The organism is Streptomyces sp. A0592 (assembly GCF_004795115.1).
Taxonomy (GTDB): domain Bacteria; phylum Actinomycetota; class Actinomycetes; order Streptomycetales; family Streptomycetaceae; genus Streptomyces; species Streptomyces erythrochromogenes.
On record NZ_SSBM01000047.1, the window covers coordinates 1 to 23416 of the forward strand.

Sequence of the window (23416 nt, forward strand, 5' to 3'; positions counted from 1 at the left end):
GGGCGCGGGGGAGTGCCCCGGCCCGTCACCGCCGAGCGTCAGCTCAGTGGTGGCCGCCCTGCGCCTCAAGGCGCTTGTAGGAGGCCTCGATCTCGGCCTCGGCCTCGGTGCGGCCCACCCAGTTCGCACCCTCGACCGACTTGCCCGGCTCCAGGTCCTTGTAGACCTCGAAGAAGTGCTGGATCTCCAGGCGGTCGAACTCGGACACGTGGTGGATGTCGCGCAGGTGCTCGACACGCGGGTCGGAGGCCGGCACGCACAGCAGCTTGTCGTCGCCGCCCGCCTCGTCCGTCATGCGGAACATGCCGATGGCGCGGCACTTGATCAGGCAGCCCGGGAAGGTCGGCTCGTCAAGGATGACCAGCGCGTCCAGCGGGTCGCCGTCCTCGCCGAGGGTGTTCTCGACGAAGCCGTAGTCGGCCGGGTAGCTGGTCGAGGTGAAGAGGCGACGGTCCAGACGGATCCGGCCGGTCTCGTGGTCCACCTCGTACTTGTTCCGCGAACCCTTGGGGATCTCGATGGTGACGTCGAACTCCACGTCCTGCTCCTCCATGATCAGCTTCATTGCTTCGAGACGGCATTGATTCAACTGCGTGCGCGTCCGGCCCGTCCCTGTCGGGTGGGGTGCCATGCTCGCGGCAAGACGCAGTGGTTAAGTGTCCCTCACGCATATGTGTGATCGCGAAAGGGGCTGGTCCGAGGTGCCATTGGTCAAGACGTGGCAGCTCACCGCGGGTGCGGCCGTCGCCGGCCTCGCCCTGTCGGTGGCAGCGGTGACCGCCGCCGGTCCATGGGACTCCGGCCAGCGTAAGGCCGAGCGGGACAGGGCCGCCTCCTGGGGCCGTACGGGTGGCGCAGATCACGGTGGCACGACCGGCGCCGGGTCCCTTCCGCAGGCCGCGCCCAGCGCCCCCGGAGTGCTCGGCGCCGTCGGCCCCGGCGTCCCGCGGGGGCAGGCCGCGGCGGCCACGCCGTCCGACACGCTGGCCGCCAGGCTGAAGCCGCTGCTGGCCGACCCGGCGCTCGGCACCCTCCGTACCGCCTCCGTCGTGGACACCGCCACCGGGCAGGTCCTCTACGCGTCCGGGGCCCGTGACGCCATGACCCCCGCCTCCACCGTCAAGATCGCCACCGCGGCGGCCGTACTGGCCGCCCTCGGACCCGAGCACCGGATCAGGACCACCGTCGTGCCCGGCGCCGCCCCCGGCCAGGTCGTCCTCGTCGGCGGCGGGGACCCCTCCCTCACCGCGAAGAAGAAGAGCCCCGCCGGATCCGGCGGCAGCCTCGTCGCCCTCGCCGCCGACGCCGCCCAGGCCCTCAAGGCCGCCGGCACCGACACCGTGACCCTCGGGTACGACGACAGCCTCTACAGCGGCCCCGTCCGGCACCCGATCGGCGTCAACCCCAACATCGCCCCCGTGACCGCCCTGGCGGCCGACGAGGGCCGCCCCGACGACTCCACCTCCGGGCCGGTCGACCGCGCCGACGACCCGGCCAGGGCGGCCGCCCGCGCCTTCCGCACCCTGCTGACCGAACGCGGCATCAAGGTCACCGGGGAACCCGCCCGGGCCAAGGCGGCCGCCGACGCCCAGCCGCTGGCCGTCACCCAGTCCACCCCGGTGGCCGGGCTCGTCGAGCGGATGCTGACCAACAGCGACAACGACATCGCCGAGGCCCTCGCCCGGCAGACCGCCCTCGCCTCCGGACAGCCCGCCAGCTTCGAAGGAGCCGAGAAGGCCGTCGCCTCCCGGCTCGCCGGCCTCGGCATCGACATGACCGGCTCCCGCTTCGCCGACGGCAGTGGCCTGAACCGCGCCGACAAGGTCAGCGCCGGCCTGCTGACCGGCCTGCTCGCCAAGGCCGCCGACCCCCGGCACCCCGAGCTGCGGCCGGTCCTCACCGGGCTGCCCGTCGCCGGATTCACCGGGACCCTGCGCGCCCGCAACGCGGGCACCTCACCGGCCGCCGGCCTGGTCCGCGCCAAGACCGGCACCCTCACCGGAGTGAACTCCCTGTCCGGCACCGTCGTCGACCCGACGGGCAGGCTCCTCGCCTTCGCCTTCCTGACGGCCAACAGCCCCGGCCCCGAGGGCGCCGAGAAGGGCCTCGACAAGCTGGCCGCGGCCGTCGCGGGCGCTCCGTAGGGGGTCCGCCGGACGGCTCGCCCACGTACGGTTGACGCATGACGAGCATCAGTGGTGCGGAGATGGTCGACTGGAACCTCGCGGTGGCGACCGCGACCCGGCTGGTACGGCCCGGCCCGGAGGTCACCCGGGACGAGGCGCGGGCCGTCGTCGCCGAGCTGCGCGGGCACGCCAGGACCTCCGAACGGCATGTGCGCGAGTTCACCCGGATGATCCCCGAGGGGGCCTCCGTCCCCGACACCCCCGTCCTGGTCGTCGACCGGGCCGGCTGGGTCAAGGCCAACGTCGCAGGATTCCGGGAGCTGCTCATGCCGCTCCTCGGCAAGATGCAGGACCGCCGCGCGAGCGCCCCCGGCGGAGCCGTCCTCGGCGCGGTCGGCGGCAAGGTCACCGGCGTCGAGCTGGGCATGCTCCTGAGCTTCCTGGCCTCCAGGGTCCTGGGACAGTACGAGACCTTCGCCCCTGTCTCCCGCGACCTGCCGGCCTCCGCGGCGGGCGGCCGGCTGCTGCTCGTCGCCCCCAACATCGTGCACGTCGAGCGCGAGCTGGAGGTGGCCCCGCACGACTTCCGGCTGTGGGTGTGCCTCCACGAGGAGACGCACCGTACCCAGTTCACGGCCGTCCCGTGGCTGCGCGCCCACCTCGAAGGCGAGATCCAGACGTTTCTCGGCGCCACCGAAGTGGATCCGACGACGGTCCTCGAACGGATCCGGGAGGCCGCCCAGTCCTTCGCCGGCGCCCGCCCGGACGCCGAGCGCGGGGACGAGGGCCGCTCCCTGGTCGAGCTCGTACAGACCCCCGAGCAGCGCGAGATCCTCGCCCGCCTCACCGCCGTCATGTCCCTCCTGGAGGGACACGCCGACTTCGTCATGGACGGCGTCGGCCCCCAGGTGGTCCCCTCGGTCGCCGAGATCCGCGAGAAGTTCCAGCAGCGCCGCGCCAGCGGGGCCGGCCGGCTCGACGCCGCCCTGCGCAAGCTGCTCGGCCTCGACGCCAAGCTGCGCCAGTACCGCGACGGCGAGCGCTTCGTGCGGGCCGTCGTCGGCCAGGTCGGCATGGACGGATTCAACCGGGTCTGGACCTCCCCGAACACGCTGCCCACCAAGGCGGAGATCGACCGGCCCGCGGACTGGGTGGCCCGGGTCCACGGCAAGGGGAGCGAGGGGGGCGGAGAGAACCGGGAGGGGTGACGCCGGGAGCACGGGTCCGCCGCACACCGGCGGGCCGGTCCGGCACGGCCCCGGCGCTTCCCTCGCGTTCACCCGCGCCACACGTGACGGAGAGGCCTAAACATGTCTCACTGGGGGAAGCAGCATCACCCGTCCGAGGGACCGTGAGCCTGAGAAGGGCGTGCGATGCTCGGGGAACGGCTCGGCTCTGTCACCATCAACGCACTCTGAGTGACATCCTCTCCGTTTCGCGGGGGCGGCCGGGCGAGCGCCTCCCAGCGCACCACCCGAAGCCTCCGAGGCATCCGAACTCCATCGAAGGGCACCGGACATGGGTCCCCATCCTGCGGTCGCGGCGATACGCCTGGCGGTCCGCCGCGTACTCCACGACGTCCTCACCGAGCTCACCGACCACCCCCGGACCCCCTCCGGAGGCATCCCCCGTGCCGACCGTCGCACCGGCGCGGGCACCCCGCCACTCGTGCTCGTCGCCTGCTCCGGCGGCGCCGACTCCATGGCCCTCGCCTCGGCCCTCGCCTTCGAGGCCCCCAAACTCGGCCTCCGGGCCGGCGGCATCACCGTCGACCACGGACTGCAGGACGGCTCCGACCAGCGCGCGGCCGAGGTCGTCACCCGCATGACCGCCCTCGGCCTCGACCCGGTGGAGTCCGTCGCCGTGCGTGTCGGCCGTGACGGCGGACCCGAAGCCGCTGCCCGCGACGCCCGCTACGGCGCCCTGGACGATGCCGCCGCCCGCCTCGGCGCCGCCGCCGTGCTGCTCGGCCACACCCGGGACGATCAAGCGGAAACCGTCCTGCTGGGCCTCGCCCGCGGATCGGGCATCCGCTCGCTGTCCGGCATGCCCGAGGTGTCGGGCGGACCCGGCGGCCCCGGCCGCAGCCACCGCTACCGCCGCCCCTTCCTCCAGGTCGACCGGCAGACCGCCCGCAAGGCGTGCATGGTCCAGTCCCTGGCCGTCTGGGACGACCCGCACAACATGGACCCCGCCTACACCCGCTCCCGCCTGCGCCACGAGGGACTGCCCGCCCTGGAGAAGGCGCTCGGCAAGGGCGTCGTCGAGGCCCTGGCCCGCACGGCCCAGCTCTCCCGCGACGACGCGGACGCCCTGGACGCCTGGGCCGCCGAGGCCGACCGCGGCGTACGCGACGAGGACGGCCGCCTGGAGTGCGCCAAGCTGTACGCCCTCCCCCCGGCCGTCCGCCGCCGCGTGCTGCGCCGGGCCGTCGTCGCCGCCGGCTCCCCCGCGGGCTCCCTCTTCGCCCGCCACATCGAGGAAGTCGACCGCCTCATCACCGGATGGCGCGGTCAGGGCGCCATCAACCTGCCCGGCCGGGTGGAGGCCCAGCGGCAGGGTGGCAGACTTGTCATCCGGCAGGGCTGATTGGTGCTGAAACACGGCTGAGTCCTCCGGGGGGCACCCCGGAGCCCCGGCCGACAACGAAAGTGATGCGGGTGGACGAGAAGGACATGGGCAGCGACCTCCAGTCGGTGCTCATCACCAAGGAAGAGATCGACGCGAAGCTGGCCGAGCTGGCCGCGAAGATCGACGCGGAGTACGCGGGCAAGGACCTGCTCATCGTCGGCGTGCTCAAGGGCGCCGTCATGGTGATGGCGGACCTGGCGCGCGCCTTGTCCACCCCGCTCACCATGGACTGGATGGCGGTGTCCTCGTACGGCGCCGGAACCCAGTCCTCCGGTGTGGTGCGGATCCTCAAGGACCTGGACACCGACATCAAGGACAAGCACGTCCTGATCGTCGAGGACATCATCGACTCCGGTCTGACGCTGTCCTGGCTGCTGTCGAACCTGGGCTCCCGCCAGCCGGCCTCCCTCGAGGTCGTCACGCTCCTGCGCAAGCCCGAGGCCGCGAAGGTCGCGATCGACGTGAAGTGGGTCGGCTTCGACATCCCCAACGAGTTCGTCGTGGGCTACGGCCTCGACTACGCGGAGAAGTACCGCAACCTGCCGTTCGTCGGCACCCTCGCCCCGCACGTCTACGGCGGCTGACCCCGCCCGCCCCCGGGAATCCCCGGTCCGACCGGGGAACCTGGGGGCGATTCCCGCCGTTGGAGCAGGGGAAGGCGGGTCTGTCACCCGTCCCACGGGCCGCGGGTGACAATTCAGGGGTACATTCCGAAGAACAGTCTTTACTCACACAGCAGCATTTACCTACGGGCAGGAGGGACGGGGTGCCTGGCGCCCCGTATGGATGGACGTGAAGCGATACTTCCGTGGGCCGGTCATGTGGATCGTGCTGGCCGTCCTCGCCGTGGTCGTGTTGATGAATGTCGTCGGCTCCGGCGGCGGCTACAAGTCGGTGGACACCAGCGAGGTCATCAAGGCGATCAACACTGGCCAGGTGGAGACAGCCAAGCTGACCACCGGCGACAGCCAGATGATCAAGATCGAGCTGAGCGAAGGCCAGAAGCTCGGCAAGCATGACGGCACCAAGTTCCAGGCCAACTACATCGGGGATCAGGGCGTCCAGCTCGCCCAGAGCCTCCAGACCAAGTACGACGCCGGTCAGATTCCGGACGGGTACACCGTCACCCCGGACAAGACCAGCCCGTTCCTGAGCGTGCTGCTCTCGCTCCTGCCCTTCGTCCTCATCGTCGTTGTCTTCCTGTTCCTGATGAACCAGATGCAGGGCGGCGGCTCCCGAGTCATGAACTTCGGGAAGTCCAAGGCCAAGCTCATCACCAAGGACACACCGAAGACGACGTTCGCCGACGTCGCGGGCTCGGACGAGGCCGTCGAGGAACTCCACGAGATCAAGGAGTTCCTCCAGGAGCCGGCGAAGTTCCAGGCCGTCGGCGCCAAGATCCCCAAGGGCGTGCTCCTCTACGGCCCGCCCGGCACCGGAAAGACCCTGCTGGCGCGTGCCGTCGCGGGCGAGGCCGGTGTCCCCTTCTACTCGATCTCCGGTTCCGACTTCGTCGAGATGTTCGTCGGCGTCGGCGCCTCGCGTGTCCGTGACCTGTTCGAACAGGCCAAGGCCAACGCCCCGGCGATCGTCTTCGTCGACGAGATCGACGCCGTCGGCCGGCACCGCGGTGCGGGCCTCGGCGGCGGCCACGACGAGCGCGAGCAGACCCTCAACCAGCTGCTCGTCGAGATGGACGGCTTCGACGTGAAGGGCGGCGTCATCCTGATCGCCGCCACGAACCGGCCCGACATCCTCGACCCGGCGCTGCTGCGCCCGGGCCGCTTCGACCGGCAGATCGCGGTCGACCGTCCCGACATGCAGGGCCGTCTGGAGATCCTCAAGGTCCACCAGAAGGGCAAGCCGGTCGCCCCGGACGTCGACCTGGGCGCGGTCGCCCGTCGCACCCCCGGCTTCACGGGTGCCGATCTCTCCAACGTCCTGAACGAGGCCGCGCTCCTCACGGCCCGCTCGGACAAGAAGCTGATCGACAACCACTCGCTGGACGAGGCGATCGACCGTGTCGTGGCGGGCCCGCAGAAGCGGACCCGGATCATGTCGGACCGCGAGAAGAAGATCACCGCGTACCACGAGGGCGGACACGCCCTGGTCGCGGCGGCTTCGCCGAACTCCGACCCGGTCCACAAGATCACGATCCTGTCCCGCGGCCGGGCCCTGGGCTACACCATGGTCCTGCCCGACGAGGACAAGTACTCGACCACGCGCAACGAGATGCTCGACCAGCTGGCGTACATGCTGGGCGGGCGCGCGGCCGAGGAGCTGGTCTTCCACGACCCGACCACGGGCGCGGCGAACGACATCGAGAAGGCCACCGCCACGGCGCGGGCCATGGTCACGCAGTACGGCATGACCGAGCGTCTCGGTGCGATCAAGTTCGGCGGCGACAACACCGAGCCGTTCCTGGGCCGCGAGATGTCGCACCCGCGGGACTACTCGGAAGAGGTCGCGGCGCTGGTCGACGAAGAGGTCAAGAAGCTCATCGAGACCGCGCACAACGAGGCCTGGGAGATCCTCGTCGAGAACCGCGACGTCCTCGACAACCTGGTCCTCGCGCTGCTGGAGAAGGAGACGCTGGGCAAGGAGGAGATCGCCGAGATCTTCTCGACCATCGTCAAGCGTCCGGCCCGCCCCGCGTGGACCGGATCCTCCCGCCGTACCCCCTCCACCCGCCCGCCGGTGCTCTCCCCCAAGGAGCTGCAGCTGACGAACGCCGCGAACGGCACGTCCGCCGTCGCGCCGGTCTCCACGGAGAAGGGCATCGAGGTGGCTCCGGAGGACCGCCCCGAGTAACCGGAGGGTCGCCCCACCCGGAATGGAAGCCGCGCCCCCCAGGTTCTAGCCTGGGGGGCGCGGCACATTTGTATGACCGCGTGTGCGGACAGGAACGAGGATGAGATGACCGACCCAGTGACCCTGACCGGCGACGAGGGCACGATCGGCGTGTTCGACGAGAAGCGCGCCGAGGCGGCGGTCCGTGAGCTCCTGATCGCGGTCGGCGAGGACCCGGACCGCGAAGGTCTCCTGGAGACGCCGGCGCGCGTGGCGCGCGCCTACCGGGAGATATTCGCCGGCCTGTACCAGAAGCCCGAAGAGGTCCTGACGACGACGTTCGACCTGGGTCACGACGAGATGGTCCTCGTGAAGGACATCGAGGTCATGAGTTCATGTGAACATCATCTGGTTCCGTTCCACGGGGTGGCGCACGTCGGCTACATCCCGTCCACCGACGGCAAGATCACTGGCCTTTCGAAGCTGGCCCGCCTCGTGGACGTGTTCGCCCGCCGCCCCCAGGTGCAGGAACGCCTGACCACGCAGATCGCGGACTCCCTGATGGAGATCCTGGACCCGCGCGGCGTCATCGTGGTCATCGAGTGCGAGCACATGTGCATGACCATGCGCGGGGTCCGCAAGCCCGGCGCGAAGACCATCACCTCGGCGGTCCGCGGCCAGCTCCGCGACCCCGCCACCCGCAACGAGGCGATGAGCCTGATCATGGCCCGCTGACCGGCGCCGGCCCCGCCCGGGTCAGGCCCGGGCGGGGGTTTCCGCGGTGGGGTCCTCGTCCTCGGGGAGTTTGAGGACGCGCTCCAGGAAGAGCGCGGCGGCGATGACCGCGATGCCCGCGAGGACCGAGAAGCCGGCATACCAGGCCTGGTCGCGGCGGGCTGGGACGTCGAGGGCGTCGGTCAGCAGGAAGACCCCCACACCGCCGTACATGCCCGCCACCAGCGCCGCCACCAGCGCGCTGGCCTGGCCGAAGACCACCGCGCGGGCGGCCATCAGCGGCTCCACGCCCTTCGCGCCCGGGCGGCGCTCCCGCTGGGCCTTGAGACGGGCCTTCAGGGACAGCGCGGTGGCCAGCAGCACCACGGCGATGACCCCCAGGACGATCGGCGCGGCCAGCGGAACGCCCGGCAGGGTGCCGTACGCGTTCCACAGCCGGGCGCCGGCCCAGGACAGGACCCCGGCGACCACGAAGATGCCCGCCAGGACCCCCGGCCTCAGTTGCTTCACTTGCCCGCTCCCCGCCTTCCGCACAGTCCGTCAGCAGTCCACAGGCTAACGACTAGTCGGGGAGGTGGAGTTCCAGGTCGGGGCGCGGCGTGACGCCGCTCAGGCCGATTCCGGCCAGGAGGGTGGAGACCGGGCCCCGGCCCGGGAGCTGGGCCTCCGGGTCGATGTCGTGCCACGGGGCCAGCACGAAGGCGCGCTGGTGGGCGCGGGGGTGCGGCAGGGTGAGGACCGGGTCGTCGGAGACGCGGTCGGCGTACGCGACGATGTCGACGTCGATCGTGCGCGGGCCCCAGCGCTCCTCGCGGACGCGGTCGAAGGCCTCCTCGACGGCGTGCGCGCGCTCCAGGAGCGAGGACGGCGGCAGGGTGGTCTTCACGGCGACGACCGCATTGAGGTACGAGGGCTGCGAGCCGGGCTCGACGCCCCACGGCTCGGTCTCGTAGACGGGGGAGACGGCCTTGACCCGCATGCCCGGGGTGTCGCCGAGGGCGTCGATGGCGCCCTGCAGGGTCTCCAGGCGGTTGCCCAGGTTCGCGCCGAGCGCGATGACGGCCCATTTCGGGTTGGACAGGGTGACGTCCGCGGCGTCGACCGCCTCCACGACGGAGGCGGGTACCGGCTGGACCGTGGGGTCGCTCTGGGCGTTCAGTCCGTTGTTCATGCGCGGCTCCGGGTGATCGTGATGGTCACGTCGTCGAAGGGGACGGTGATGGGCGCGTCCGGCTTGTGGACGACGACCTCCACCTGCGCCACCGCTTCGTGCTTGAGGCACTGCTGGGCGATTCGCTCGGCCAGGGTTTCGATCAGGTCGACGGGCTCACCCTGGACGACGTCGACGACCTCTTCGGCTACTACCCCGTAATGCACGGTCTTCGCCAGGTCGTCACCCGCCGCTGCGGGACGGGTGTCGAGGTGCAGCACGAGGTCGACGATGAAGGTCTGGCCCTCCTCGCGTTCCCGGGGGAAGACGCCGTGGTGCCCGCGAGCCTTGAGGCCGCGCAGCGCGACACGATCCACGCGAATCACTCCTGCTTTCGTAGGTGCATCCGGTCCCGGGGCTCCCCGGGGCCATGGGCCTGCGCCGAGTGCGGTCGGCGTCGTCCGACTTCGAATTTACCTGCGAAACAGTCGGGTACCCGCCGTAGGGGTCAGGAGGAGGGGTCCTCGTCGTCCTCGTCGGACTCCGTGAGGACGGGAGAACCGTGGTGGGACCAGAGGAGCCAGCCCTCGGATGTGCGTCGGAACACATTCGTGGCGACGACCAGCTGGCCGACGAGCGGGCCGAGCTCTCCGCCGTCCTCGGCGGGTCCGCCGCTGAGGATGTTCTCCGTGCACGTCACCAGTGCCGTGTCGCCTATGACGGCCACCTTGGTGTCGGTGAGGAAGAACTGGATGTAGTCGGTGTGGGACATGATCAGCGCGTACGAGCGCAGTACCTCGCCCCGGCCCGAGAGCACCGGCCAGCCGGGGTGCACGCAGGAGATCTCGTCCTCCAGCCAGAGCGCCGACAGAGCGTCGAAGTCCCCCCGCTCCATTGCCTCGTAGAAGGCCGTGTTGACCTCTTCGACCGCTTCGATGTCGGTTCTGCTCACTGTTCTCCTTGTCGGTCGATGAAAGTCAGAGTGCCCCTTCCACGGCGCGGGCCACCCGAACCGCGTCGGCGGTCGCCCGTACCTCGTGGACCCGTACGGCCCAGGCGCCCTGGTGCGCGGCGATGGCGGAGACGGCGGCCGTGGCGGCGTCGCGTTCGCGGGCCGGGGGCGGGGTGGCGTCGGTCCCGCCGGCCAGGACCCGGCCGAGGAAGCGCTTGCGGGAGGCGGCGACCAGCAGCGGGAAGCCGAGGGCGCGCAGGTCGGCCATGTGCGCGACCAGGGCCAGGTCGTGCTCGGCGTTCTTCGCGAAGCCGAGGCCCGGGTCGACGAGGAGCCGCTCGGGGGCGATGCCGCCGGCGACGACCGCGTCGATGCGGGCCCGGAGCTCGGCGGTGACCTCGGCGAGTACGTCGTCGTAGACGGCGAGGCTGTTCATGTCGGCGCTGAAGCCGCGCCAGTGCATGACCACGAAGGGGACCTCGGCCGCGGCGACGGCCGGGATCATGCCGGGGTCGGCGAGGCCGCCGCTGACGTCGTTGACCAGGGCGGCGCCGGCGTCGACGGCCCGGGCGGCGACGGCCGCGCGCATCGTGTCGACGGAGACGGTGACGCCCTCGGAGGCCAGGCCGCGCACCACGGGCACGACGCGGCGCAGCTCCTCCTCCTCGTCGACGCGGGAGGCGCCGGGGCGGGTGGACTCGCCGCCGACGTCGACGAGGTCGGCGCCCTCGGCGACGAGGTCCAGCCCGCGCTTGACGGCAGCGGTGGTGTCGAACCAGCGGCCGCCGTCGGAGAAGGAGTCGGGGGTCACGTTGACGACGCCCATGACCGCGCAGCGGTCCCATTCCGGCAGACCTGCGACCCGGCCCCTGCCGGTGGCTCCGCGCTTCGTGTTCATGGCTCAAGGGTAGGGCTGACCTGGATATGACAGCTCCCTGCGGGGTACGCCGAAGGCCCGGCCGGGGTGACCGGCCGGGCCTTCGGGGGTGTCGCGGGAGCGGTGGGCCTACGCGGGCTGGACCTCGCGCTCGGCCTGCTTCGGGACCGACGCCACCAGGTTGTGCGAGCAGGTGCGGACCGGCTTGGGACGGCGGCGGCTGGCGAACAGGCGCGGCAGGGCCAGCGTCACGAAGCCCTCGGCCTGCATGGCGGCGAAGCCGATGCGGGGCAGGTCGCGGGTGGTGCGGAAGACCACGAAGCGCGGCTCCCAGCGGGGGCGGAACTTCGCGTTGAACTTGTACAGCGACTCGATCTGGAACCAGCGGGAGAGGAAGACCAGCAGGCTGCGCCACATCCGCAGGACGGGGCCGGCGCCGATCTTCTCGCCACGGGCCAGGGCCGAGCGGAACATCGCGAAGTTCAGGGAGACCTTCTCGATGCCGAGGGCCGGGCAGGCCTCCAGGGAGGCGACGATCAGCAGCTCGTTCATGCCGGGGTCGGCGCCGCGGTCGCGGCGCATCAGCTCCAGCGACATGCCGTCCTTGCCCCACGGCACGAAGTGCTGGATGGCCTTCAGGTCGCCGAAGGGGCTGGTGTCGCCCTCCTCGACGCGGTGGGCGGTGGCGATGAAGCAGTCGCCGTCGCCCGGGTCGCCGACCCGGCCCAGCGCCATCGAGAAGCCGCGCTCGGTGTCGGTGCCGCGCCAGGCCTCGGCCGCGCCGCGGACCTGCTCCAGCTCCTCCGCGGTCAGCTCGCTGACCCGGCGGACCTTGGTGGTGTAGCCGTTGCGCTCGATGCGCTTCACCATCTGGCGGACATTGCGCATGGCTCGGCCCGAGAGGGAGAAGTCTTTGACATCGACAATCGCCTCGTCACCCAGCTCCAGGGCGTCGAGACCGGTCTCGCGGGTCCAGACCTCGCCGCCGGTCTCGCTGCAGCCCATGACGGCCGGGGTCCAGGAGTGGGCCTTGGCCTCCTCCATGAACCGCTCGATCGCGCCGGGCCACGCCTCGACGTCGCCGATCGGGTCGCCGGAGGCGAGCATCACGCCGGAGACGACGCGGTAGGTGACGGCGGCCTTGCCGCTGGGGGAGAAGACGACGGCCTTGTCGCGGCGGAGCGCGAAGTGGCCGAGGGAGTCGCGGCCGCCGTGCTTGGCGAGCAGCTCGCGCAGCTTGCCCTCGTCGTCGACGGTGAGGCGGGCGGCCGGGTGCTCGGGGCGGAAGGCGAGGTAGATGGTGGTGAGGGCGGTCAGCATGCCGAGGGCGCCGAGGGAGTATCCGACGGTCCAGGACACCCGGCCGGCGTAGGCGACGGGGCCCTCGTAGCCGAAGAGGCCCTGGATGACGTGGGAGAGCTGCTCGGACAGGCCGGGCTTGCCGACGACCTTGCCCGGGTGGACGTTGACGATGACCAGGCCCAGGCCGATGGAGCCGGCGCTCATGAGGACGAAGTTCGCGAGCGCCTTCCAGCGGCTGCGCGGGTCGGGCAGCGCCTTGAACTCGCTCTGGTGGCGCAGGAGCAGCGCGAGGAGCGCCGCCGCGATGACCACGCCGATGATCGAGTTGCGGTAGATGAACTGCGCTGCCGCGCCCGCGGGCAGCAGGACGACGGCGGCCCGCCAGGCACGCCGCTTGTGCCGCTTGAGGCCGTGGGCGAGCAGCAGCAGCAGTACGCCCGCGCTGATGGACAGGGCGGCCGCGAACGGGCCCAGGGACCCCGGCAGCACCTCGGTGACCGCGTGGATCCGGCTGTGCCGGAAGCGCGGGAAGACACCGGCCGCGATGTCCAGAAGGCCGACGATCATGACGGCCGTACCTACCAGGCCGGGCACCGACTCCGGCTGTGGGCCTCGGAGGATTCGGCGGACCCTGCTCGGAACCTGTCCCGACTTATCGCCATCTATCCTGCTAGACATCGCTTCCCGTTGCTCCGCGAGAGATCATGTGGCCGAAGGCCGCGACAGCCTCCGGTGTGTGGTGCGTCCCTTAGGACGACATCGACGGACAGCGGGTTCACTCTTCCGTCGGAAATTTCCAGTCCTGCCATCAGAAAGTCGACTGACTGCTCATGGGTCTCACCAGTAATACGGTCCTGGCGCTGGCCGTCCTCGCCGGTGTGCTGCTGTTCGCGGCCACCATCTGGTTCTGGCCGAAGCTCTCCGGCCGCACCTGGCGGGCGTTCGCCGGCCGTATCGGGCTCCTGCTGGCGACCCAGCTGGCGCTGTTCTCCGCCGTGGGGCTCGCGGCCAACAAGTCGTTCCTGTTCTACGGTTCGTGGGCCGATCTGCTCGGCCGGGAGACGTCGATGGGCAAGGTCGTCGACCACTCGATGAGCAGCAAGGACATCAAGGTCGTCGACAAGCAGAAGCTGGACGTCCCCGGTGGCGCCAAGCCCCAGGTGGGCGGTCAGATCCTGAAGGTTGCCATATCCGGGCAGAAGTCGAAGATAACGAGCCCCGGCTACGTGTGGCTCCCGCCGGAGTACTTCCAGCCGCAGCACAAGGACGAGAACTTTCCGGCGTCCGTCGTCCTGACCGGCTACCCGGGCACCGCCGAGAACCTGATCAAAGGGCTCGACTACCCGATGAAGGCCTTCAGCCTGTCCAAGTCGGGCAAGATGAAGCCGATGATCCTGGTCATGCTGCGCCCGACGGTGGCGCCGCCGCGTGACACCGAGTGCGTCGACGTCCCCGGCGGCCCGCAGACCGAGACCTTCTTCGGGGTGGACCTCCCGCAGGCCATCCAGGACACCTTCCGGGTCGGCAAGAAGCCCGAGAACATGGGCTTCATCGGCAACTCCACGGGTGGTTACTGCGCCCTGAAGATCGCCGCGCACTACCCGCAGACCTTCGGTGCCGCCGCGGGCCTGTCCGCGTACTACGACGCTCCGGACGACCCGACGACCGGTGACCTCTTCCACGGCGACGAGAAGCTGAAGAAGCGCGCGGACATCCTGCACGTCATGGAGAACAAGAAGCCGGCCGGTACGTCCTTCCTCGTCACCAGCAGCGAGAAGGGCGAGCCGAACCTCTCGGACACCAAGAAGTTCATCAAGAAGGTGCAGGGCCCGGACCGGGTCTCGTCCATCATCCTCGACAGCGGCGGCCACAACTTCAACACGTGGCGCCGCGAGATCCCGCCGATGCTGGTGTGGATGAGCGGCCGCATCCAGGCCTGACGGCCGTGCGGTGCGACGGCAGGACCAGGGGCCCGACCGGCAGGTCGGGCCCCTTTCCCGTGCCCGCCGCCTTCTCAGGCCTCCTGCAACTCGGCCCGGCGCAGTGCCCGGTGGACGCCCTCGGGAGTCAGTACGCCGGCCAGCTCGCCGGTGTCCGGGTCCGTGACGCCGATCCGGCCCGAGTCCTCCTGGAGCAGTGCGGCGAGCGCCTCGCGCAGCGTCGCGCCGAGCTCCACCGACGCACCGGGCGCCGGGCCCTCGGCCGGTGCCAGGTCGTCGGTTCCGAGGGTGGTGACGGCGAGCCGCTTGAGTCCCCGGTCGGCGCCGACGAAGGAGGCCACGTAGGGGGTGGCCGGGGCTCCCAGTACCGCCGCCGGCCGGTCGAACTGCTCGATGGTGCCCGTCCCGTACACCGCGATGCGGTCGCCGAGCCGGATCGCCTCCTCCAGGTCGTGCGTGACCAGCAGGATCGTCTTGCGCACGGTCCGCTGCAGGGCCAGGAACTCGTTCTGGAGCCGCTCGCGCACCACCGGGTCCACGGCGCCGAAGGGCTCGTCCATCAGCAGCACCGGCGGATCGGCGGCGAGCGCGCGGGCGACGCCGACGCGCTGGCGCTGCCCGCCGGACAGCTGCTCCGGGTACCGGCTCCCGTACACCGACGGGTCCAGTCCGACCAGTTCCAGCAGTTCGGCCGCGCGGGCGCGGGCCGCGGCCCTGGGGGTGCCGATCAGCTGCGGCACGGTCGCGGTGTTCTCCAGCACGGTCTTGTGCGGGAAGAGCCCGACCTGCTGGATGACGTACCCGATGCGGCGGCGCAGCTCGACCGGGTCGGCGGCCGCGATGTCCTCGCCGCCCAGCAGGATCCGGCCGGACGTCGGGTCGATGAGCCGGTTGACCATCTTCATGGTGGTCGTCTTGCCGCAGCCGGACGGTCCGACCAGCGTGACCAGTTCTCCCTCCGCCACCTCGAAGGACAGGTCCTCGACGGCCGTCGTCCCGTCGGGGTAGCGCTTGGTCACATGCTCGAATCGGATCACGCACCCATCTTTCCTCACCGGCGCCGCGCGATTGTGAAGGGCGTGTTGCCCCCGTGCGAAGGATTCCGGCCATCGGCGGTGATGGGGGTTAGGGTCGTTCGAGGCCGGGTGATCGAGCATGTGTACGTTTGAGGACGGGGGGTGAGGCGCGTGTCGGGGCAGAACTGCCTGGTGGCGAACGACTGGATCTGCTGGGACTACGTCACCTCCCGCTCCCAGGAGCTCACCGACGCCACCGTCGAGCACGTGTGGATCACCGGTGCGTCCGTCCTGATCGGCCTGGTCGTGGCCGTGCCGCTCGCCCTGCTGGCCCGCCGCGGCCGGCGCTGGTCGGCTTCCGTGCTCACCTTCACCACCCTGCTCTACACGGTCCCCTCACTGGCCATGTTCTCCCTGCTCCTGCCCGTCTTCGGGCTCTCGGCGGCGCTGGTCGTGACCGGTCTGGTGCTGTACTCGCTGACCATCCTGGTCCGCAACGCGCTGGCCGGCCTGGAGGCCGTCCCCGAGGAGGTGCGGGAGGCCGCGCGCGGCATGGGATACGGCCCGGGGAGGCTGCTGTGGCAGGTGGAACTGCCGCTGGCGCTGCCCACGCTGCTGGCCGGCGTACGGATCGCCACGGTCTCGACGGTCGCGCTGACCACGGTCGGCTCCATCGTCGGCAAGGGCGGCCTCGGCAATCTCATAGCGCCCGCGGTGAACAGCTCCTTCAAGGCGCAGGTGCTCACCGCCTCGGTGCTGTGCGTGCTGCTGGCGCTCGTCGCGGACCTGCTGCTGCTGGGCCTGCAGCGGCTGCTCACGCCGTGGACCCGGGCCGGTGGCCGGCCCTCCGGCCGGGCGAAGGGGGCCTGAGGGCATGGGTGTGGCGGGAGGGGCCTGGGACTGGCTCGCGAACGGCGCCAACTGGGCCGGGGAGAACGGCGTCTGGCACCGGCTCGGCGAGCACGTCTACGTCAGCGGGCTCGCGCTGGCGATCGCCTGCGCGATCGCGCTGCCGGTCGGCCTGTACCTCGGCCACCTCGGCCGGGGCGGCACCCTCGCGGTCAACGTCTCCAACGTCGGCCGGGCTGTTCCGGTCTTCGCGGTGCTGGCGCTCTTCATGGTCTCCCCGCTGCGCAACGCGGGCTACCTGCCGACGGTGGCCGCCCTCGTGCTGTTCGCTGTCCCGCCGCTGCTGACCAACGCGTACGTCGGTATGCGCGAGGTGGACCGCTCGGTGGTCGAGGCGGCCCGCGGGATGGGCATGTCCGGCGGCCAGCTCTTCTGGCGGGTGGAACTGCCCCTCGCGCGCGGCCTGGTGATGACCGGGCTGCGTTCGGGATCCGTGCAGGTCATCGCCACGGCCACGATCGCCGCCATGGTCGGGCAGGGCGGTCTCGGCCGCATCATCACCGCCGGCTTCAACACCTACAACACCCCGCAGGTCGTCGCCGGGGCCCTGCTCGTGGCCGCCCTGGCCCTGCTGGTGGAGGGCGTGCTGGTGGCGGCCGACCGGCTGCTGCCCCGAGCCGGCGCCCACCGCTGATTCCCGTCCCCCTTCTCGAACGGAGCAACTCCATGACCAAGACCACGCGCGTCCTCGGCGCGTCCCTGGGCGCCCTGGCCCTGACGGTGTCGCTGGCCGCGTGCGGCGGTGACAGCCTGGAGAAGAGCAAGGACGGCGGCTCCTCCGCCGCCCCGGCGGCGGAGGGCAAGGGCAGCCTGGTGATCGGCGCGGCCGGGTTCACCGAGTCGAACGTGCTGGCGGAGCTGTACGCGCAGGTCCTGAAGGACGCGGGCTACAGCACGTCCGTCAAGACGGTCAACAACCGCGAGCTGTACGAGCCGTCGCTGGAGAAGGGCGAGATCGACGTCGTCCCGGAGTACGCGGCGACGCTCGCGGAGTTCCTGAACGCCAAGGTGAACGGTCCGAAGGCGCCCGAGGAGAAGCCGGTCGCCTCCAGCGACGTCGCCGCGACGGTGGCGGGCCTGGAGAAGCTCGCGGGCCCGCTCGGGCTGAAGGCGCTGCCCGCCGGCTCCGCGGTCGACCAGAACGCATTCGCGGTGAGCAAGGAATTCGCCGAGAAGAACAACCTCAAGTCCCTTTCCGATCTTGGCAAGTCGGGGCTGAAGGTGAAGATCGCGGCGGGCGACGAATGCTCGGTCCGCCCCTTCTGCGGGCCCGGACTGACGAAGACGTACGGAATTCAAGTTTCCGGTATTGACCCGAAGGGCGTCGGCACCCCGCAGGCCAAGCAGGCGGTCAAGGACGGCGTCGACCAGCTCGTGCTCACCACGACCACGGACGCCACCCTCGACAGCTTCGGCCTGGTCCTGCTGGAGGACGACAAGAAGCTCCAGAACGCGGACAACGTGCTGCCGGTGGTCAACGCCAAGGACGCCGGAGCCCCCGAGGTCGCGGCCGCGCTCGACAAGCTGACCAAGGTGCTCACGACCGCCGACCTCGTCGACCTGAACCGGAAGGTGGACGCCGAGCGCGCCAAGCCGGCCGACGTCGCGAAGGCCTACTTGGAGTCGAAGGGCCTCGTGAAGAAGTAGTGCCTACTGGTTGATGGAGAAATGTGGGGTAACTGCCCGGGAACAGATTGCCGGGTGGGTACCCCACACGACCTCTACGCCCTGTAAATTTCAGGCCATGCCCCGTGGACGCCACCGCAATCCCGAACCCCTGCACCGGCTGCTCACGCCGACGGCCGTTGCCGGTGTGTCCGTCACCAGCGCCGGCGCCGCCTGGCTGCTCGCCGGCCCCGACGACGGAACTGCGCTGAGGCTGCTCGCGGCACTCGCCGCGGCCGCCGGGATCGCCGGCGCCGTCGTGATGCGCGCCTGGGACCGCAGTGCGGGCCGCCGGGTCGCGGAACTCGCCCGCGAGCGGGTCAAGGACGAGTGGCGCACCGACGAGCGCATAGCCGAGCTGGAGTCCGACCTCGAGGAGGCCCGGATGCTGCGGGCCCGGCTCGATGCCAAGCTCCGCGCCAAGCGCGTCGAACTGGCGGGCCTGCGGGGCGAGCACGCGGCGCTGCTGCGCCGGTACGCCACGGCCGAGACCGAGCGCGCCAGCGCCCTGGAGAAGCGCCGGCTCCTGGCCATCGAGGCCTCGTCGAACACCGCTCCGGCCGACCCCAAGCAGCTTCCGGCCGTCTCCGAGGAGCGCACCTCGGCGGGCGCGCCCACCTCGGTCGGCTACGCCAAGGCCCACGCGGCCATGGCGGCGCTGGCCCGCAAGGCGCAGGAGCGTGCGCTGCCCAAGGCGCGGGCCGTGGGGGAGCTGCCCGTGGCCGCCACCGGCGCCACCTCGGTCCCGGCCCGCCGTCCCGCGGCCGCCGTGGCCCCGTACGCGGCTCAGCGGCGTACGGCCTCCCGTGTCGAGGGCGGCTTCGACTTCTTCGGCACCAAGAACTCGGCGCAGGCCCGTGCGGCGATCGAGGCGGTGCAGAACGAGGACCTGGCCGACGTGGTGGGTGCCGAAGCCCTCGCCGTGCACAAGGCGGAGTCGGCGCAGCAGAGCACCGAGCCGCAGTTCAAGCCGCCGACCGACGAGACCCGCGCGGTGGGCCAGGTCATCGACCTGACGGCCCACGACGAGACCGAGCCGATCGACGTGGTCCGCCTGCGCACCGCGATCTCCTAGGCCGTGTCCGGTCAGGGGCCGTACGAGGCCACCAGCCGGGCCAGGTGCCGGCCCGCCACCGTGAGCGGGGTCCGGCTCCGGGTGACCTGCGAGGTCATCTCCGCGCCCTCCAGGGTGTTGACCACGGTGATCGCCAGATCGCGCGCCTCCTCCTCCGGGTAGCCGGAGGCCAGGAGCTTCGCCGCGACCAGCTCCTGCCAGTGGGCGAAGGCCCGGGCGCAGGCCGCCTGCAGGTCGGGGAGGCGGCCGACCGTCTCCAGGGCGGTGGCCGTCACCGGGCAGCCGTCGCGCCAGTCGGAGGCCTCCAGGGCCTCCGCGAGCAGGCCGGTGACCGCCTCGACCGCCTCCGCCGGGTCCGGGCGGGCGGCGAGTCCCGCGCGCAGGAGCGCGGCGAACTCCTCGTCACCGAAGTGGATCGCGGCCACCGCGAGCTCCTGCTTGCCGCCCGGGAAGAAGTGGTAGAGCGAGCCCAGGGTGGCCTCCGCCTCGCGGACGAGCTGTTTGACCGGGGTGTTCTCGTAGCCGCCGTGCTGCATGAGGCGGGATGCGGTGCGGACCAGCCGCTCGCGCGTCCCCGGTCCCGTCTTCGTCCCTGTCGCTGCCATGGCCGGATTCTATCCGCAGAATTGGATAGAGCGTTCGTTCCAGTCCGGTGCTGCGGGCGCACGGCCGTGTACGCGCGGCGCCTCAGAACAGCGGCAGCTGCCCCGGCACTTCGGGCAGGACGAAGCCGTCCAGCGTCGGTGCGGAGGCGCCGAGCACCACCCGGGCCCGCGACCCGGGGCAGGACACCAGGTCGCCGCGGGATGCGGGCGGGTCGTGGCGGGCGATGCGGCCCGCCGTGACGGCGCAGTCGCGGCCGCAGGCGGGGCAGGCCCGGCGGGGGGAGTGGGACATGCCGCCAAGTCTGCCCTGCCGCACCGACATCAGTCCCGCACCGGTTCCGCCGCGGCCCGCCGCCGGGCCGACCGCGCCTCGCGCACCCGCTCCGCCTGCTCCCTCTGCATCACGGCTACTTGTCGATGTCGCCGACGACGAAGAACAGCGAGCCCAGGATCGACACCATGTCCGCGACCAGCTGCCCCGGCAGCAGCACGGCCAGCGCCTGGATGTTGTTGTAGGAGGCACTGCGCAGCTTCAGCCGGTACGGGGTCTTCTCGCCCTTGGACACCAGGTAGTAGCCGTTGATGCCCAGCGGGTTCTCGGTCCAGGCGTAGGTGTGCCCCTCGGGCGCCTTCAGGACCTTGGGCAGGCGCTGGTTGACCGGACCCGGCGGGAGGTCGTCCATCCGGTCCAGGCAGGCCACGGCGAGGTCGAGGGCGTTGTGGGTCTGCTCCAGCAGGCACTCGAAGCGCGCCAGGCAGTCGCCCTCGGTGCGGGTGACCACCTTCAGGACGTCCTGGAGTTCGCCGTAGGCCAGGTACGGCTCGTCGCGGCGCAGGTCGAAGTCGACGCCGGAGGCGCGGGCGATCGGGCCGGAGACCCCGTACGCGTGCACCGCCTCGGCGGACAGGACCCCGACGCCGCGGGTACGGCCGCGGAAGATCTCGTTCCCGTGGACCAGCTTGTCGTAGACGTCCATCCGGGTGCGGACGTCGGCGATCGCGGCGCGGGCCCGGCCGAGCCAGCCGGCCGGGAGGTCCTCCTTGAGGCCGCCCACGCGGTTGAACATGTAGTGCATGCGGCCGCCGGAGATCTCCTCCATGACGGCCTGGAGCTCTTCGCGCTCGCGGAACGCGTGGAAGATCGGGGTGATCCCGCCCAGTTCGAGCGGGTACGAGCCGAGGAACATCAGGTGGTTCAGCACCCGGTTCAGCTCGGCCAGCAGGGTCCGCATCCACACGGCCCGCTCGGGGACCTCCATGCCGAGCATCCGCTCGACGGCCATGACCACGCCGAGTTCGTTCGAGAACGCCGACAGCCAGTCGTGACGGTTCGCGAGCATCACGATCTGCCGGTAGTCACGGGCCTCGAAGAGCTTCTCGGCACCGCGGTGCATGTACCCGACCACCGGCTCGGCGCTGGCGATCCGCTCCCCGTCCAGGACGAGGCGCAGGCGCAGCACGCCGTGCGTGGAAGGGTGCTGGGGGCCGATGTTGAGCACCATGTCGGTGCTCTCCGCCGCTCCGCCGATGCCGACCGTGGTCTCCGTCATGCGGGCATTGTCTCAGTCCTAAGGTGGGGGGATGGATACGGGGACGAAGGGCGAGACGGGCGAGCCCGGCTGGGTCGGGCTGCCGGGCGGACTGCTCACCCTGCGGCGGACGCTGCTCGTGGGCTGGACCTGTCTGCTGGCGTCGGCGACCGGGCTGCTGCTCGGTCTCCTCGTGGGGCCGGCGTGGGCGGCGGTGGGGGCGTTCTGGCTCGCCGCCGGGGCGTGGGGCTGGGTGCTCATCGGCCGCAACTGGCGGTCCTGGCGGTACGCCGAGCGCGCCGACGACCTGCTGATCAGCCGCGGGGTGCTGTGGCGGGAGCAGACCGTGGTGCCGTACGGCCGGATGCAGCTGGTCGAGGTCACCTCGGGCCCGCTGGAGCGGCGCTTCGGCCTGGCCTCCCTGCAGCTGCACACGGCGGCGGCGGCCACCGACGCCCGGATCCCCGGGCTGGTGCCGGCCGAGGCGGAGCGGCTGCGCGACCGGCTCGCCGCCCTCGGCGAGGCAAGGACGGCGGGCCTGTGACCTCCGGTCCGGCGGGCGACGAGCCCGGTACCCCGGGGCCGGGGACCGAGCGCCGGCTGCACCCCTTCACGCCGCTGCGCCGCGCCTGGGTGCCGATCGCCGCGACCGTCGGCATCCTCGCCCAGCAGGGCGACCGGGCGGCGCGCTGGGTGGCGGACCTCTCCACGCTCCTGCGGCTGGTGACGCTGGTCGGCGTGGTCCTGATGTTCGGCGTGTACGGGTTCCTGAGCTGGTGGTTCACCCACTACGCCGTGACCGACACCGAACTGCGCATCCGTACCGGACTGCTCTTCCGCCGCACCGCGCACATCCGGCTGGACCGGCTCCAGGCCGTGGACGTCACCCGGCCGCTGCTGGCCCGGCTGACCGGAGTCGCGAGTCTGCGGCTCGACGTCATCGGCACCGAGGAGAAGGACCAGCTGTCCTTCCTCGGCGAGCAGGAGGCCGTCGCTCTGCGCGCCGAGCTCCTGGCACGCGCCGCCGGCTTCGCCCCCGAGGAGGCGGTGCGCCTCGGCGAGGCCCCGCAGCGCGAACTGCTGCGGGTGACCCCGAGGGAGCTCGCCCTCTCGCTGGTGCTCAGCCTCGGCGTCTGGGCCGCGCTGGCCGGCGGGATCGTCGCGCCGTTCTTCGTGTGGTGGATCAGCTCCAGCCCGTGGGCGGCCGTCGTCACCCTGCTCCCGATGCTGGGCGGGGTCTGGGCGGCCACTGTCGGCCGCTTCCTCACCGAGTACGACTGGCGGGTCGCCGAGTCCCCGGACGGGCTGCGCCTGGACCACGGGATGCTGGACCGGGCCCACGAGACCGTGCCGCCGGGCCGTGTGCAGACCGTACGGATCGTGGAGCCGCTGCTGTGGCGGCGCAGCGACCGGGTCCGGGTGGAGCTGGCCGTGGCCGGGTCGAAGAACGAGGTCCTGGTGCCGGTGGCCTCCCGGGCCGCCGCGTACGCCGTGATCGCCCGCGTCCTGCCCGGGGTGGACCTGGCGGGCCTGTCCTTCTCGGGCTCCCCGGACACCGGATCGCGCTGGGTGGTCCCGGTGTGGTGGAAGGGCTACGCCCTGGCGCTCTCCCCGGAGGTGTTCGCCGCCCGGCACGGCCGCCTGTGCCGGCGTACGGAGATCGTCCCGCACGCCAAGGTGCAGAGCGTCCGCTTCTCCCAGGGCCCGTGGGCCCGGGCCCGCGGCGTCGCCGACGTCCACGTGGACACCGGCGCGAACGGCACGGTCACCGCCCGGCTGCGGGCGGCCTCCGAGGCCGCGCAGCTCCTGCACGACCAGGCCGCCCGCTCCCACACCTCCCGCGCGAGCGCCCGCCCGGACCGCTGGATGACGGAGACCGGCCCGCAGGAGTGAGACCGGCCCGGCGGCCGGCCGGCGCCGGGTGGCGACCCCGGAGGCCCGGCACCAGGCTCTTTCGCAGAATTCGAGGACTTGGAACCCCTGCAGGGTGACGCCGTGAAGGCCATCGACAAGGCATGACCCCAGTGCTGAGGCGCCCGTACGACCTGGCCTTCTCGGCGCTCAACGAGCGGGACCACGCGCTCGACAAGATCGCGAAGACGTGCCGCGTGATG

Annotated in this window: 24 protein-coding genes; 13 read left to right on the top strand and 11 right to left on the bottom strand. The window is 71.5% G+C overall.

All coding sequences use genetic code 11. The features are described from left to right. Positions 1-43 precede the first annotated feature (43 nt). The gene (locus tag E6U81_RS35285) at positions 44-538 is read right to left on the bottom strand and encodes an inorganic diphosphatase (protein ID WP_008742522.1); all 495 of its coding nucleotides are present in this window, start codon (positions 536-538) and stop codon (positions 44-46) included. Between the two features lie 163 nt (positions 539-701). Between E6U81_RS35285 and dacB the strand changes: the two genes are divergently transcribed. From dacB to folE, 6 genes are all read left to right on the top strand, one after another. Continuing rightward, positions 702-2144: a D-alanyl-D-alanine carboxypeptidase/D-alanyl-D-alanine-endopeptidase gene (dacB, locus tag E6U81_RS35290; protein WP_346766196.1), complete on the top strand. Its 1443-nt coding sequence runs from the start codon at positions 702-704 to the stop codon at positions 2142-2144. A gap of 38 nt (positions 2145-2182) precedes the next feature. Further along, positions 2183-3334, top strand: a complete 1152-nt coding sequence (locus E6U81_RS35295) for a zinc-dependent metalloprotease (RefSeq protein WP_136234092.1) — start codon at positions 2183-2185, stop codon at positions 3332-3334. A gap of 310 nt (positions 3335-3644) precedes the next feature. Next, a complete protein-coding gene (tilS, locus tag E6U81_RS35300; protein WP_136234093.1) occupies positions 3645-4715 on the top strand; it encodes a tRNA lysidine(34) synthetase TilS in 1071 nt (356 codons plus the stop codon). Positions 4716-4780: 65 nt separating this feature from the next. Then, the gene (gene hpt, locus E6U81_RS35305) at positions 4781-5341 is read left to right on the top strand and encodes a hypoxanthine phosphoribosyltransferase (protein WP_030228417.1); all 561 of its coding nucleotides are present in this window, start codon (positions 4781-4783) and stop codon (positions 5339-5341) included. A 202-nt stretch (positions 5342-5543) separates the two neighbouring features. Continuing rightward, complete coding sequence (gene ftsH, locus E6U81_RS35310; protein ID WP_136234094.1) at positions 5544-7568, top strand: ATP-dependent zinc metalloprotease FtsH; 2025 nt, start codon at positions 5544-5546, stop codon at positions 7566-7568. Positions 7569-7673: 105 nt separating this feature from the next. Beyond that, positions 7674-8282, top strand: coding sequence for a GTP cyclohydrolase I FolE (gene folE, locus E6U81_RS35315; protein ID WP_136234095.1), 609 nt, complete (start codon positions 7674-7676; stop codon positions 8280-8282). 21 nt (positions 8283-8303) lie between these two features. On the opposite strand, the gene E6U81_RS35320 is transcribed toward folE, so the two are convergent. From E6U81_RS35320 to E6U81_RS35345, 6 genes are all read right to left on the bottom strand, one after another. Then, positions 8304-8792: a DUF3180 domain-containing protein gene (locus tag E6U81_RS35320; protein ID WP_136234096.1), complete on the bottom strand. Its 489-nt coding sequence runs from the start codon at positions 8790-8792 to the stop codon at positions 8304-8306. A gap of 52 nt (positions 8793-8844) precedes the next feature. Beyond that, a complete protein-coding gene (folK, locus tag E6U81_RS35325; RefSeq protein WP_136234097.1) occupies positions 8845-9453 on the bottom strand; it encodes a 2-amino-4-hydroxy-6-hydroxymethyldihydropteridine diphosphokinase in 609 nt (202 codons plus the stop codon). Beyond that, complete coding sequence (folB, locus tag E6U81_RS35330) at positions 9450-9809, bottom strand: dihydroneopterin aldolase (RefSeq protein ID WP_030010912.1); 360 nt, start codon at positions 9807-9809, stop codon at positions 9450-9452. Before folB ends, folK begins: the two co-directional genes overlap by 4 nt. A gap of 131 nt (positions 9810-9940) precedes the next feature. After that, a complete protein-coding gene (locus E6U81_RS35335; RefSeq protein WP_136234098.1) occupies positions 9941-10384 on the bottom strand; it encodes a nuclear transport factor 2 family protein in 444 nt (147 codons plus the stop codon). Between the two features lie 25 nt (positions 10385-10409). Continuing rightward, positions 10410-11210 (bottom strand): dihydropteroate synthase, encoded by an 801-nt coding sequence (gene folP, locus E6U81_RS35340; RefSeq protein WP_136234125.1) that lies wholly within the window; start codon positions 11208-11210, stop codon positions 10410-10412. Between the two features lie 180 nt (positions 11211-11390). Then, the gene (locus E6U81_RS35345) at positions 11391-13241 is read right to left on the bottom strand and encodes a phosphatidylglycerol lysyltransferase domain-containing protein (protein ID WP_136234099.1); all 1851 of its coding nucleotides are present in this window, start codon (positions 13239-13241) and stop codon (positions 11391-11393) included. A gap of 152 nt (positions 13242-13393) precedes the next feature. Between E6U81_RS35345 and E6U81_RS35350 the strand changes: the two genes are divergently transcribed. Beyond that, complete coding sequence (locus tag E6U81_RS35350) at positions 13394-14503, top strand: alpha/beta hydrolase-fold protein (RefSeq protein ID WP_136234100.1); 1110 nt, start codon at positions 13394-13396, stop codon at positions 14501-14503. Positions 14504-14577: 74 nt separating this feature from the next. Here E6U81_RS35350 and E6U81_RS35355 read toward each other — a convergent pair whose 3' ends face one another. Next, positions 14578-15540 carry an ATP-binding cassette domain-containing protein gene (locus tag E6U81_RS35355; RefSeq protein WP_136234101.1) on the bottom strand — a complete coding sequence of 321 codons (963 nt, stop codon included), beginning with the start codon at positions 15538-15540 and terminating at the stop codon, positions 14578-14580. Between the two features lie 150 nt (positions 15541-15690). Here E6U81_RS35355 and E6U81_RS35360 point away from each other — a divergent pair, with 150 nt between their 5' ends. The 4 genes from E6U81_RS35360 to E6U81_RS35375 all read left to right on the top strand — a co-directional run bounded on the left by E6U81_RS35360 (position 15691) and on the right by E6U81_RS35375 (position 19168). Then, positions 15691-16389 carry an ABC transporter permease gene (locus E6U81_RS35360; RefSeq protein ID WP_136234102.1) on the top strand — a complete coding sequence of 233 codons (699 nt, stop codon included), beginning with the start codon at positions 15691-15693 and terminating at the stop codon, positions 16387-16389. 4 nt (positions 16390-16393) lie between these two features. Continuing rightward, positions 16394-17062, top strand: a complete 669-nt coding sequence (locus E6U81_RS35365) for an ABC transporter permease (RefSeq protein ID WP_136234103.1) — start codon at positions 16394-16396, stop codon at positions 17060-17062. A 32-nt stretch (positions 17063-17094) separates the two neighbouring features. After that, positions 17095-18075 (top strand): ABC transporter substrate-binding protein, encoded by a 981-nt coding sequence (locus E6U81_RS35370; protein ID WP_136234104.1) that lies wholly within the window; start codon positions 17095-17097, stop codon positions 18073-18075. Between the two features lie 97 nt (positions 18076-18172). Next, the gene (locus E6U81_RS35375) at positions 18173-19168 is read left to right on the top strand and encodes a hypothetical protein (protein WP_136234105.1); all 996 of its coding nucleotides are present in this window, start codon (positions 18173-18175) and stop codon (positions 19166-19168) included. Positions 19169-19179: 11 nt separating this feature from the next. Here the strand turns inward: E6U81_RS35375 and E6U81_RS35380 are convergent, their stop codons facing one another. The 3 genes from E6U81_RS35380 to E6U81_RS35390 form a co-directional block, all read right to left on the bottom strand. Continuing rightward, on the bottom strand, positions 19180-19773 hold the full coding sequence (locus E6U81_RS35380) for a TetR/AcrR family transcriptional regulator (RefSeq protein ID WP_136234106.1): 594 nt from the start codon (positions 19771-19773) through the stop codon (positions 19180-19182). 82 nt (positions 19774-19855) lie between these two features. Then, complete coding sequence (locus E6U81_RS35385) at positions 19856-20065, bottom strand: hypothetical protein (RefSeq protein ID WP_031147780.1); 210 nt, start codon at positions 20063-20065, stop codon at positions 19856-19858. 115 nt (positions 20066-20180) lie between these two features. Next, positions 20181-21323 (bottom strand): NADH-quinone oxidoreductase subunit D, encoded by a 1143-nt coding sequence (locus tag E6U81_RS35390; RefSeq protein ID WP_136234107.1) that lies wholly within the window; start codon positions 21321-21323, stop codon positions 20181-20183. A 31-nt stretch (positions 21324-21354) separates the two neighbouring features. On the opposite strand from E6U81_RS35390, the gene E6U81_RS35395 reads away from it, so the two are divergent. Further along, entirely contained in the window at positions 21355-21846 is a 492-nt protein-coding gene (locus E6U81_RS35395; protein WP_136234108.1) for a PH domain-containing protein, read from the top strand. Further along, complete coding sequence (locus tag E6U81_RS35400; protein ID WP_136234109.1) at positions 21843-23195, top strand: PH domain-containing protein; 1353 nt, start codon at positions 21843-21845, stop codon at positions 23193-23195. Before E6U81_RS35395 ends, E6U81_RS35400 begins: the two co-directional genes overlap by 4 nt. The last annotated feature ends 221 nt before the right edge of the window (positions 23196-23416 follow it).